Genomic DNA, 12557 nt, shown 5'->3' with positions numbered 1-12557 from the left:
GTTGTGGATAAAGGTTCTTTGGCGTGGCTGAGGGATATTCATCGCCCATTCATCGCCCAGCAGCCTGATAATTAGGGAATTCCTCCCTAAAAATCACCCGAATATGGCTATAACCGTGCTTATTTAGGTTTTATTAGGGAGGAAATCCCCAATAACCTCAATTTCGCGCTCTAACCGGTTAATTTCAGGGAGTTTTTCCCTAATTAATTCCTGATCAAGATTTTTGCAGCACCAAAGGCAATTCGCTAAATTCCTTATAATTCGTGAAAATATAACTAGGCTTATGATCCGTAGCCGGCTGTCTGCCTCTCGGATTATACCAGCAGACCTTCCAGCCAGCCGCAAGCGCTCCTACTACATCGTTAGCCCAGGTATCACCTATATAAAGTGAATGGTCTGGTGAAGTGCCAGACTTCTGATTCACATGCAAAAAGAGTTGCGGATCTGGTTTGGCCAGACCTACAGCGTCAGAAATAAAAATCATCTCCTCGGGGATCATCTGATCCAGACCTAATCCGCGAATCTTTTTCATTTGATGATCTTTGGGTCCATTCGTAATGATGCCTACTTTATGACCAGCAGTAATGAACCTTTCCAATTGCTCCCGGACTCCATCTATCATTTGAATGGTGTACTGACGGCCAATGTAAGCCGCTTGTACCGCCGTGGCTTGATCACGATCGAGCTGTAAACCATACTCTGCAAAAGCAAGCTCCAATCGGCGTACCCTAGTCTCCTCCAGCGGAATTTCTCCACGTAAATACATAGGCCATAATACATCACTATGATGTCTTACTTTATAAAATAATTCCGCAAAGTCCAGACTGCTCTCATCCGGTTTAAGTACTTGACGCACCGCTTCTTTAAAAGGAATCAAATGATCATATAAGGTATCATCAAGGTCAAAAAAGATTGCCAGCTTATTACTTGTATCCACTTTAACGCTCCTTACTCGTCTTTCTCTCTAGCTTTAGAAAAAAAGGTTATAGGTATAAAAATCATCATCCCGAATGTAGCCATGCGCTTCATATAAACGCTGTGCCCCCACATTCGCCGTCATTGTTGTCAGGGACAAGCCCTTCGTATTCGTAGCGAGCGCATGAGCTCTGGCACTTTCCAGCAGCTTGGAGCCGAGCCCATGACCTCGCAGTTCCGTAGTTACATATAGATCATTCAATATCCAGAGACGCTCCATAGAGACCGATGAAAAAGAGGGATAGAGCTGAGTGAAGCCCCACGCTCGTTTCTCCTCGCCTTCTCCCCCCACCGCAATAAAGATTACCGATTCGTTCAGCTTCAATCGATCTGATAAAAAAGCACGTGCACCATCCAGATCAGAGACTGCCCCATAAAATACCCGATACTCATCAAACAATGGGATAAGTCGTTCCAAATCATCATAGATCACACGTTCAATACGATAGTTGTTCATCCTCAACGCTCACTTTCCGGCTTGGGCCGTTTTAACGTTATTGTATATTTCAGCCGTACCGTGCACCATGGAGCGAACGCCAGATCATTTGGACAATTATTCTTATTCTTTGGAATCGTAGAACACATGCCGGGCACTGACTTTACCCTCTTCGATATCCAAAATTCCGATGGAATACAGTTTCTCACGTCGTTTATCCGTTGGCGATCCTGGATTAAAGAGCAGAATCCCATTCTCTTCCCGCAATAAAGGCTGATGCGAATGACCGAATAAAATACAATCCACCTTATCGTTCGCAAAAGCAAGCAGCGCATTCCCGTCCGTTCCTTTGCGGGAATGTGGCGTATGACCATGGACCATTCCGATCCGGACTCCCTCAAGCGTTAGCAGCTTACGCTCCCCGAAACGCTCGATGATCTCTATTCCATCGTTATTCCCAGCAATCCCTTCCACTGGAGCCAATTCAGCCAACAAATCGTAGACTCCCATACTCACCCAATCTCCAAGATGCAGAATCAAGTCTACATTCCGGAATTCAGCAACAAGTGCTTTGGGCAGAGACTTAGCCATTCTTGTCATATGTGTATCTGATACCACGCCTACTTTCATATAACTCAGCTCCTAATCTATCATACTCATCTCATATTCAAATAATTGTACGATTTGCTTAAACGAGAAGCAAGTTCTGTGACTTCTCCCACACAGAAAAGCCGGGTACACCCCACTAACACAGGGCATATCCGGCTGCCATTAAGTAATTCCAAAGAAATCATTTATGCTTACTACCTTCTACAGTATTTAGCATCCCAACTCAGTTCTCTCTATCCTGCCAATTCCATAATCTTACTTCTTCAACATGAATATTACTGACCCATTTTTCTTCCTTTAACTTGAGCAGTTCTTTAACCGGACCGGTTACGACAGCTCCATACAGCCTAACTCCGTTCTTCTCCAGATAACTAATGGAGTCATCCAGATCAATAAACGGAATTACCTTGTTGGCGATCGATTTATGCTCCTGCATTAAGTGCAGTGTCTTAAGGAAGTTCGCATTACGAAGTTCACCATCCCCATATGAGTCAACAGATGGAGAAACACTCGTGCGGCTAGTCCCCCCTCCAAACCAACCCCACTTTTTCTTTGACTCTTGTGTCACCTTCATATCATCGGCATGCCAGATGGGCGTACTTGGAAATCCTAAAGGATCATTTATTACTGGCTCTTGTGTCCTTGGACCTGTATCTGCTGCGAACCATAAAAGTTCAAGATTTTTATGCTGAAACTTCTTCAATAGCTCATCTGTCGTAAAAAATTGTTCAAAAGACAAATAGGCTTCTCCTACCGTACCTTCAGGGAGCTTTTCTAGTTTTTCCCACTCACTGCTGTCATCCATCCTATTTTCTGCAGACTGGTTCTCAGTGGGATAGATAAAGTAATTACCTGTCCCACTGCGTTCATATGTCCATGAATAACTATATATTCTGGGCCAGCCTAATAGAAACTTCATCGAATAATCTCCAACATTAATCCGCGCATCACCAATTTGTTTTATTATTTCACCCTGCAGATTCATACTAAAAAACGGTCCGGAATCGCTACTCAAATGGACGATTGTATTCGGCTGTGAAACAGCAATTGCGGAAGAAACGACATCACGGTAAGTCTCCCCTCTTCCTCCAGTGCTATAAAATACCGCTGTGATGATACTGCTGACGATCAAAAAAATCAAAAATGCAGAAATCACCGTCAAAGTATTCGATATACGTGCTTTCCACTTGCCACGGCGGATGATCTTTTTTTCTTTGCCGGGTCTGTTTCTTTTACCCTTTCCGAATTTTATGCTCTTCTCCTCATCTGAAGCCGGCTTTTCTTCGCCCATCAGTTCATCCAGATAGGCCTGGTAAGCTTCCATCTTCTCTAGCTCACGTTCAACCTCATCCCTATCCTCATCAGCAAGAGTGCCTTCGCCATACCTTCTTAACTTCTCCTTAAACTCTTCACTCATGTTCATTTCTCCTCCGCTCTGCCTCACGCAGCTTCTGTCTGGCCCGAAAGATCAATATCTTATATTGGGACAAGCCCACATCCATAATGTCCGATGCTTCCCGATAACTCAGCCCATGAAAATCATGCAGCAGCAGTGCATTTCTCTGATTGTCCGGTAGCTCACCTACTGCTATCCTCATCTCTTCCCAACGTTCCTGATGAAGCAGTGTGCTTTCTGTGGTATCTGGATGAGCAAGCTTTTTGAAATAATCCTCACTCTGAACTGTGCTGCGGCCTTCCTTTCGCTTGTAATCTACGAAGGCGTTATAAGCGACACGGAACAACCATGGCTTAATCTTCTCTTCTTTACAATCCTCCAAATGTAGATAAGCGCGATAAAAGGTTTCTTGCATCAAATCTTCAGCCGCATAATGATCACCACAAAGGGAGCGCAAATAGCGGTAAATATCCATCACATACATCTGATATATTTCATCCAATGACTTTCGCTTCATGCACTCCCCCCTTAACCTAACCACGTATCCCAGCCTGAAAAGTTACAGATAAATTTAGCAACTAGTATGAATATACCAGTAATTCCATGGAAAAAAGCGAAAAAAAGCCTGCTGGCAAGGAGTATTACTCCTGCCAACAGGCTTTTTAATTCACCAAGCTACTCTGCTTACAGAACAACTTCAACTTCTTTGAGCATTTCGCTAACGGATATTAAACCGCCACCGGACAAATACCAGTAGTTAGGATCCAAGTAAATGATTTTACCGTTTTTAAAGGCATTTGTGTTCTTCACTAGATCGTTTTCAACTGCTTTTTTAGCTGAGCCGGCTTCGCCGCCATCACTCTTCACAGCCGCATCTCTGTCCACTACAAACAGATAATCCGGATTCTTATCCGCTACATATTCGTAGGATACGCTTTGTCCGTGAGTGGATACTTCAATTTTATCATCAGCCTGTGCAAATCCGAACACATCATGGATAATCCCAAAACGGGAACCTGCACCGTAAGCACTGATTTTTCCTTCATTCGCAAGAATAACAAGTGCTTTTTTGCCATCAGCTGTTGCCTTCGTATTCAAAGCTTTGATGGAATCATTGATAGTCGCAAGCTCAGTTTCTACTTCTGCTTCTTTTCCAAAAATTTGACCCAGCATTTTCACGTTATTCGTAAAAGATTCCATGTAGTTTGCATTATCTACAGCCACATACAGAGTAGGTGCAATTTTGCTGAATTCTTCATAAGAATCCTGTTGTCTGCCGGAAATGATGATCAGGTCCGGAGAAAGACTGTTTATTTTTTCGAAGTCAGGCTCTTTCAAACCCCCAACATTCTCATATTTAGCATCGTTATATTTAGAGAGATAAGCCGGTACATTACTTTGAGGCACTCCAGTCACCTCTACACCCAGTTTATCCAGCGTATCCAGTGTACCGAAGTCAAAAACAACCACTTTTTGCGGATTGCTTTTGATAGTTGTTTCGCCAAGCGCATGCTTGAAAGTAAGCTCTGTCGGTGCTGTAGTAGCTTCCGTTGTTGGTGCAGTAGTAGCCTCCGAATTGCCTGCCGCTGCTGTGTTGTTATTTGAAGTTGCTGCATTATTGGAGCCGCAAGCCGCCAAGATTACCGCAAGAAATACTGTCATAATCAGTAAAGATAAGTTCTTCTTCAATGTATTCACCCCTAATTTTTATAGTGAAGCTATTTGAATTATTCGCGTATGCGTTAAGAAGCTGGCGCCTTTCACTTCTTACGTTACGTCATAATAATATCCACATAGTAATAGTTACCTTTTTAGAAATAGACACCGATTTTTCGGCCTCCTATAGTTTCAATAGGAATGTCCATGTCATATACCTCTTTAAGAACTGCAGAATCTATAATTTCATCCGCTGTACCCGAGGAAGCTACTCTTCCATTTTTAAGCGCAACAATGTAGTCAGAGTAACAAGATGCAAAGTTAATATCGTGGATAACGAGCACAATCGTCTTCCCCTTCTCGTCCACCAAGCGGCGAAGCACCTTCATAATTTGGACGGAATGCTTCATATCAAGGTTGTTGAGCGGTTCATCGAGCAGAATGTACTCTGTATCCTGAGCCATAACCATGGCAATATATGCCCGCTGGCGTTGTCCTCCACTGAGCTGATCAATATATTTATCCTGCATCTCTTGGAGATCCATGTAAGCAATCGCTTCGTCAACGAACGCCCGATCCTCCGGACTCAGCTTCCCCTGTGAATACGGGAATCTCCCAAAAGAAACGAGCTCCTTCACAGTGAGGCGTACGCTAATATGATTGGACTGCTTTAACACCGATATTTTACGAGCAAGCTCATTACTTTTGCAGGTACCGATTTCCTTACCTTCGATCAGCACCTCTCCCGCGTCTTTGGAGATAAGTCTGCTGATCATGGAGAGCAGTGTACTTTTACCCGCACCATTTGGTCCGATAAACGAGGTGATTGCGCCTTTTTTGATGGACAAGGACACATCATCAACGACGGTTACTCCGCCATAACGTTTGGTTAAATTTTTAACTTCTACCACGACTTATTCTCCTTTAACAGCAGATAGACGAAGTAGACGCCGCCTGCAAAATTGATAATCACACTAACCGTAGTATTGAATCCAAAAACACGTTCGACCAGGAACTGCCCGCCGACAAGCGCAACAATGCTCAGCAGAATCGTTCCAGGAATCAGATAGGCATGCTTATAGGTACGGAACAGCTGGTGTCCCACATTAGCTACCAACAAACCTAAGAAAGTGATTGGCCCCACTAGAGCCGTCGAGATCGAAACGTAGATAGATACAATAACTAGCAGCCTTTTGACCACATAGTCATAATTGATCCCCAGATTAATGGCTTCATCTTTTCCAAGCGAAATAACATCCAAATACTTAACAAATCGCAAGAGATACAACGTAGTTAGCGTCAGAACAATGGTGGAAAGAATCAATAGGTCACTGCTGACATTGTTGAAGCTAGCGAACATTTTCCCCTGTAGAATCAGGAATTCGTTCGGATCAATAAGCACTTCCATAAAAGAAGACGCGCTCTGGAACATCGTCCCCATGATCAGCCCTACCAGCAGCAGGAAATAAATATTTTGTCCTTCCCTACGGAACATTAGCTTATACAATACGCCTGAAAACAGGACCATGAGACACGCAGAGAACAAGAAGTTGATGTTTTTATTCATAAAGGTCATATTCGATGAACCTAAGGCATATACACCGAACGTCTGGATTAACATGTACAGGGAATCGAGCCCGAGAATACTTGGTGTCAAAATACGATTGTTCGTGATGCTCTGAAAAACTACGGTAGAGACAGCTATCACAGCTCCGGTAATCAGAATGGCCGCCAGCTTTCTTCCCCGGCTGGGCAGAACGTAGTCCCAATTTCCCAAAGCATGATACGTCATAAACAAGACGATGAGGGCGACAGCACTTATAGATAATATAGTTAGTTTTGTCTTCATCTCTAGTTCGCCTTTCTTCTCATCAGCAAGTAGATAAACAGACCACTACCGATGACGCCTACCGTGAGACTGATTGATATTTCATATGGATAGATAATGAGCCTGCCCAGAATATCGCAGAACAGGAGGAACACCGCTCCGAGAATGGCTGTATGCGCCAGACTTTTTTTGAGGTTATCTCCTATGTACAACGTTACAATGTTAGGTACTACCAGACCCAGAAATGGAATCGTACCTACGGTTAAAATGACAACAGAAGAGATTAACGCTACAATTACCAATCCCACGTTGACAACCGCTTTGTAATTCATGCCAAGATTAACGGAGAAATCCTCGCCCATACCGGCTACCGTAAATTTATTAGCGAAGAGATACGCCAGAATGACAAGTGGAATGCTGATATAAATTAATTCGTATTGGCCTTTGATAATCGTTGAGAAATCTCCAAGCATCCAAGACGAGATATTCTGAATCAAATCATTTTTATACGCAAAAAATGTTGTAATCGAGCCTACAATGTTGCCGAACATGAGTCCGACCAGCGGGATAAAAATACTATCCTTGAACTTGATCCGATCCAAGATTCTCATAAAAATAAAGGTGCCCAATAGTGCAAAAACAAAAGCAACCAGCAATTTCTGCATTGGCGTTGCGCCTGTGAATAACATGAGGGATACGAGAATACCAAATTTCGCGGAATCCATCGTCCCTGCCGTAGTCGGGGAGACGAATTTATTGCGTGACAGCTGTTGCATAATTAATCCGGCAATACTCATGCTGACTCCAGCGATAATCAATGCGGCTAACCGGGGAATCCGGCTTACCAGCAAGGTCTGTACTTGAGATTCCGTAAGATGAAAGAGATCTAATGGGGATATATCTTTAACGCCTATAAACAAAGATATAAATGAAAATACTATTAGAAGTAGGGACAAATATTTTAGTTTCATGAGTTGTTCCTTATCTGTTTAATAGTTTACACATGCGATTTTATGATAATGATTTTCATTCGCAATTTTTTAAATTATACCTAAGCCCACTTTGAGGGTCAACCCTTTCATATACTTAAATTTAAAATAATTAAGACTTAGGCTTATCTGCTTAAGTTACATAAAAAAAGACACCCTAACGGGTGCCTCTTTAATCTCTGCCATATTTTTAGCGCTAAGCTATAGGATTTATTTATATTTCTTCCAATCCTGATTACTGTTCTCCAGCAGATGTGCAAAATCATTATCCAACCGCTTCTGCTCAGCCTTGCGCTGATCTTCCACTGCCTTACGGGCAGCTTCTTTACGGTCATTTTCCTCCGCTTTCAACGCATCAGATTGCGCCTTCAACTTTCCTAGAACATCACTGCTTAGCAGATCTTTTAACGTAGCAGGGCCATCATTCGTAGCGGCTCTTGGTGTGGTAGGCATTTTCTTTTTTTTAGACACTGTCCATCATCCTTTCTAGTACTGAATTAAATTGGAATTTGTTTAAGTTATTGGTCTTTTCGTTTATAATGTTTACTAAGAGGTGAGCCCTATGAAGTCCAATGATTTATGTCCCCGGCTACAAAAAAGTATGGATATTATCGGCAGGCGTTGGACTGGTTTAATTATCTACCAGCTCCTTCAAGGACCCCAACGTTTCAATGTAATTGAAGCGGCATTACCCATCAGTGGAAGACTGCTCTCCGAACGGCTCAAAGAGCTGGAACAGGAAGGGATCGTTCTTCGAGAAGTGTTCCCAGAGACCCCCGTGCGGATCCAATATTCTTTGACGGATAAAGGTCTTGCCCTGGAATCAGTCATCCGAGACTTACAGAGTTGGTCCAAAGAATGGGTCGATTGTGACACCGATAATCTAAATTCAACTCTCAAAATGTAAGCGTTTTATATGAGGCATTAGATTTTAAGGCCGACAATGACTAAATCACGCTCTATACCGTCAAGTTCAGCCACACCAGGCAGCATTCCCCACTCTTCAAAACCAAACTTTTTCAACAAACCAAGGCTTGGATCATTATGTCCAAACACAAAGCCGACTAGATTCTTAATTCCGAGACTAGGGGCTTTCTCAATGGCCTCTGTCAGAAGAATTCTGCCCGCACCACCACCACGGAACTTTTCATTCACGTATACACTGATTTCTGCTGTTGCATTATACGCTGGACGACCATAGAAGGATTGAAAACTGAACCATGCAGCAATTTCATCTCCTTGCTTCAGTACCCATAAGGGACGGTGATGGCTATTATGCTCAAGAAACCATTTCTCCCGGTCTGCAACAGTAACGGGTTCCAGATCTGCAGTTACCACCCTCCCAGCAATCGTTGAGTTATAAATATCTACAATAGCTGCTAAGTCTGCAGATGTTGCATCTTCAATTCTGCTGTTCTCCCAATTCATCCCTTAATTCCTCCAAATGTGTTAATTAACTCAGGCCGACCTGCTCCTGGCTCCATTGCCACAGCCGTTCGGCTTCTATTGTATTCTGCGCTCTGGGAGACAGTTGTTTAATCTTTCTTCGATAATAATATTGACCGGTTACCTCTCCAAGATCGGGATCTGTAGCCAAATAAATCGCTGTATCGGCACCTTGTTCAGGTGTTAAGAAAAAGTATGAGAGTAACTTAAGTACCGACTTGCCGAAACCAGTCTCCCGGTTTACACCTATATTCGTCCCCACTGCTCCCGGATGCAGGCAATTCACCGTCACCCTTGTTCCGTGAAGACGCGAAGCCAGCTCCCGCGTGAACAGAATATTGGCTAGCTTGGATCGGGCATAGGCTTTTGCAGGATTAAAACGGCGAGCGAGGGTTGGATCTTCATAATGGAGCGCACCTATCTTGTAAGCACCGGAGGCAACCACAATGATACGGCCTTGCTCTGCTGCCTGCAACGACTCAAGTAACAGATTGGTAAGTAGAAAATGCCCCAAATGATTTACGCCAAGATCCATCTCAAAGCCGTCCTTCGTAAGCTGACGCTTAATCGTGACTACCCCGGCGTTATTGATAAGTATGTCTAGCATAGGATATTTCATAGTGAATTCCTCAGCAAAGCTGCGAATGCTCTCAAGTGAAGCCAGATCACACAACATGAGCTCGATATCCTCGGAGTGGCTCTTTTGTTTGGCGGCAGCAAGTGCTTCTTCTCCCCGCTGGCGATTACGGCAAACCATAATAACTTTAGCTCCCTTGCGAGCCAGTTCAACTGTTGTGGCCAGCCCCATACCGGAATTCGCTCCGGTAACAAGTGCGATTGTTCCTCTCATTGCAAGAATCACTCCTCTCTCAACAACCGTACCCGAATAAGCTTCAGCCTAACCTTAGGAGAAGTATATTTAAAGATATGTTACACCAACTAGTAGGGTTAAGAAAAGCTTCATGTCATGATTAGCCAACGATAGTTATAGTTCGTCAGGTGCGTCTGGTCTATTTTTGATCTATAATAGGAATATTGCAGTTCTAATCGTGAAGTTGAAAGGGGAACACCAACTATGAATAATGCTCTGACAAGCCTAGAGCAGCAAATGGCGGGCGAAGGTCTGGATGCCCTGCTCGTAACAGATCCCAAGCATGTCTACTACTTAACCGGCTTCGCCAGCGATCCGCATGAACGTTTTCTGGGTCTGCTGCTGATACGCGGAGAAGAGCCTATGCTCATTCTGCCTGCATTGGATGCAGAAGCAGCTCAAGCAGCCTCTTCGGTCACCAAAATCCTAACTCACACTGACACTGATAATCCCTATAACCTGCTAAAAGATTGTTTCGGCAGCAGTAAGCTAGGTACTCTCGGCATAGAAAAAGAACATTTCTCAGTAGCCCGTTTTGAGCACCTAACCGCTGCTGTTCCAGCTGAAAGGTTTAGTGATATTGGTCCATTGCTGCGCAGCATGCGCTCCAAAAAGACCCCGGATGAAGTTAAGCGCATGAAACATGCCGCTGAGCTAGTTGAGGAAGCCTTGCGCCGCGTTCTTACCCACGTAAAAACAGGCGTTACAGAAAACGATCTAGTAGCGGAGCTAGAATATCTAATGAAAAAGGTTGGCGCTTCCGGCCCTTCCTTCGACACTATGGTGCTTTCTGGTCCGAAAACTGCCCTGCCTCACGGTGTTCCGGGCAACCGGGTCATTCAACCCGGCGACTTCCTGATGTTTGATATCGGGGTGTATGCCGATGGTTATGCTTCTGATATTACACGTACCTTTGCTATTGAATCCGTGGACGACAAGCTAGTCACTATCTATAACACTGTGCTGGCTGCCAACGAAGCTGGGATCGCTGCCTCCAATCCTGGAGCACCTTTCGGCTCAGTCGACAAAGCTGCACGTGATGTGATTGAAGAAGCTGGATTCGGAGAATATTTCTTACACCGTGTCGGACACGGACTGGGCATGGATGTTCATGAATATCCATCACTTCACGGACAGAACGACGACATTATCGAAATCGGCAATGTGTTCACCGTTGAGCCAGGAATTTATGTGCCTGGACTAGCGGGTGTACGTATCGAAGATGATCTGATTATTACAGCTGAAGGTGCAGAGACCTTAACAAGCTTCCCTAAGGAACTGACTATTCTTCATTTATAGAAAAGAATTACAAGCCACAGCCAAAAACACAGAGCAGCGATTCCTCAAATAATGAGAGAATCGCCGCTCTGTGTTTTTTTAAATTCAAACCTGTGTTCCCCACATCCCGCGAACCAACTTAGCCTCTTTCACCATCCTGCCGATCAGCTCCGCGACTGTAGGAATATCTTGGATCATTCCTGTCACTTGACCTGCCCAGCCGATGCCCTCTTCTTTGATATCATCATAGATCCAGCGCTTGTTGGCTGCACCACTGATATATTCTTTTAATGCTTCATAGGTCGGAGTCACGCGCTCGATTTCAAGAATTTGATCAATGTAATCACTACGTAACACTCGTGCGGGTGCTCCAATAGAACGTTTGATTACAACCGTATCCGACTCTGAGCTTTCTACTAAAGCTTTTTTATAAGACGCGGCCGCATGAACACATTCCACTGTAGCAACGAAACGAGTGCCCATTTCGATTCCTTCAGCCCCAAGTGCATGAGCAGCCATCCATCCACGGCCATCTCCGATCCCTCCGGAAGCAATCACAGGAATATTAACCGCATCAACCACTTGCGGAACGAGCACCATGGTTCCAACATCGTCACGCCCTAAGTGGCCCCCTCCCTCATGCCCAACAACAATAACCGCAGAAGCCCCTAATTGTTCAGCTTTTTGGGCTTGTCTGCGTGAGGAGACGAGCACGAGTGTTTTAATATCGGTGGGCTGTAACATTTCCAGTATAGGGGCTGGATTCCCTCCAGTGAGGCTCACCACGGGAACCTGCTCTTCGATGGCGACCTGCACCCGATCTTCATAACCAATCCCATGCATGCCGATAGCAAAATTAACACCAAATGGTTTGTCCGTTAGTGTTCGTACCCGACGTATTTCTGCACGTAAGGCCTCCGCATCCGGAAGACTCATTGCTGTGACCTGACCCAGTCCACCGATATTTGAAACCGCAGCCGCAAGGTCTGCATAACCTAAATAAGCAAGTCCTCCTTGAATAATAGGATATTCTATGTGCAATAACTCCGTAATACGGGTGTTCCATTTCATCT

The 12557-nt window shown here is 44.3% G+C and carries 15 protein-coding genes; 2 read left to right on the top strand and 13 right to left on the bottom strand.

The window, feature by feature from the left end; translation table 11 throughout:
- Positions 1 to 214 precede the first annotated feature (214 nt).
- From NSQ66_RS06195 to NSQ66_RS06150, 10 genes are all read right to left on the bottom strand, one after another.
- Entirely contained in the window at positions 215 to 937 is a 723-nt protein-coding gene (locus tag NSQ66_RS06195) for an HAD family hydrolase (protein WP_076142176.1), read from the bottom strand.
- Positions 938 to 970: 33 nt separating this feature from the next.
- Positions 971 to 1432, bottom strand: a complete 462-nt coding sequence (locus NSQ66_RS06190) for a GNAT family N-acetyltransferase (protein ID WP_076142175.1) — start codon at positions 1430 to 1432, stop codon at positions 971 to 973.
- 102 nt (positions 1433 to 1534) lie between these two features.
- Complete coding sequence (locus NSQ66_RS06185) at positions 1535 to 2041, bottom strand: metallophosphoesterase (protein WP_076142174.1); 507 nt, start codon at positions 2039 to 2041, stop codon at positions 1535 to 1537.
- A 202-nt stretch (positions 2042 to 2243) separates the two neighbouring features.
- Positions 2244 to 3437 (bottom strand): anti-sigma factor, encoded by a 1194-nt coding sequence (locus tag NSQ66_RS06180; RefSeq protein WP_076142173.1) that lies wholly within the window; start codon positions 3435 to 3437, stop codon positions 2244 to 2246.
- Positions 3430 to 3933, bottom strand: coding sequence for a sigma-70 family RNA polymerase sigma factor (locus tag NSQ66_RS06175; protein WP_036681849.1), 504 nt, complete (start codon positions 3931 to 3933; stop codon positions 3430 to 3432). The genes NSQ66_RS06180 and NSQ66_RS06175 overlap by 8 nt, the downstream gene beginning before the upstream one ends.
- Before the next feature lie 167 nt (positions 3934 to 4100).
- On the bottom strand, positions 4101 to 5105 hold the full coding sequence (locus NSQ66_RS06170; protein ID WP_282579687.1) for a siderophore ABC transporter substrate-binding protein: 1005 nt from the start codon (positions 5103 to 5105) through the stop codon (positions 4101 to 4103).
- Positions 5106 to 5227: 122 nt separating this feature from the next.
- Positions 5228 to 5983, bottom strand: a complete 756-nt coding sequence (locus NSQ66_RS06165; RefSeq protein WP_036681845.1) for an ABC transporter ATP-binding protein — start codon at positions 5981 to 5983, stop codon at positions 5228 to 5230.
- Positions 5977 to 6921 (bottom strand): iron chelate uptake ABC transporter family permease subunit, encoded by a 945-nt coding sequence (locus NSQ66_RS06160; RefSeq protein WP_076142172.1) that lies wholly within the window; start codon positions 6919 to 6921, stop codon positions 5977 to 5979. Before NSQ66_RS06160 ends, NSQ66_RS06165 begins: the two co-directional genes overlap by 7 nt.
- A gap of 2 nt (positions 6922 to 6923) precedes the next feature.
- Positions 6924 to 7871 (bottom strand): ABC transporter permease, encoded by a 948-nt coding sequence (locus tag NSQ66_RS06155; RefSeq protein WP_076142171.1) that lies wholly within the window; start codon positions 7869 to 7871, stop codon positions 6924 to 6926.
- Positions 7872 to 8099: 228 nt separating this feature from the next.
- Positions 8100 to 8360: a YqkE family protein gene (locus NSQ66_RS06150; RefSeq protein WP_076142170.1), complete on the bottom strand. Its 261-nt coding sequence runs from the start codon at positions 8358 to 8360 to the stop codon at positions 8100 to 8102.
- A 91-nt stretch (positions 8361 to 8451) separates the two neighbouring features.
- Between NSQ66_RS06150 and NSQ66_RS06145 the strand changes: the two genes are divergently transcribed.
- Positions 8452 to 8796: a helix-turn-helix domain-containing protein gene (locus tag NSQ66_RS06145; RefSeq protein WP_076128100.1), complete on the top strand. Its 345-nt coding sequence runs from the start codon at positions 8452 to 8454 to the stop codon at positions 8794 to 8796.
- 17 nt (positions 8797 to 8813) lie between these two features.
- Here the strand turns inward: NSQ66_RS06145 and NSQ66_RS06140 are convergent, their stop codons facing one another.
- Together NSQ66_RS06140 and NSQ66_RS06135 are read right to left on the bottom strand one after the other, a co-directional pair.
- Entirely contained in the window at positions 8814 to 9317 is a 504-nt protein-coding gene (locus tag NSQ66_RS06140) for a GNAT family N-acetyltransferase (protein ID WP_076142169.1), read from the bottom strand.
- 25 nt (positions 9318 to 9342) lie between these two features.
- Positions 9343 to 10185, bottom strand: coding sequence for an SDR family oxidoreductase (locus NSQ66_RS06135; protein WP_076142168.1), 843 nt, complete (start codon positions 10183 to 10185; stop codon positions 9343 to 9345).
- A gap of 225 nt (positions 10186 to 10410) precedes the next feature.
- Between NSQ66_RS06135 and NSQ66_RS06130 the strand changes: the two genes are divergently transcribed.
- On the top strand, positions 10411 to 11505 hold the full coding sequence (locus tag NSQ66_RS06130) for a Xaa-Pro peptidase family protein (RefSeq protein WP_076128106.1): 1095 nt from the start codon (positions 10411 to 10413) through the stop codon (positions 11503 to 11505).
- 84 nt (positions 11506 to 11589) lie between these two features.
- Here the strand turns inward: NSQ66_RS06130 and NSQ66_RS06125 are convergent, their stop codons facing one another.
- The gene (locus NSQ66_RS06125; protein WP_076142180.1) at positions 11590 to 12555 is read right to left on the bottom strand and encodes a nitronate monooxygenase family protein; all 966 of its coding nucleotides are present in this window, start codon (positions 12553 to 12555) and stop codon (positions 11590 to 11592) included.
- Between the last annotated feature and the right edge of the window lie 2 nt (positions 12556 to 12557).

It is taken from the genome of Paenibacillus sp. FSL H3-0329 (assembly GCF_037963285.1).
GTDB lineage: Bacteria > Bacillota > Bacilli > Paenibacillales > Paenibacillaceae > Paenibacillus_AQ > Paenibacillus_AQ odorifer.
This window is presented reverse-complemented; position numbering and strand designations above follow the sequence as displayed.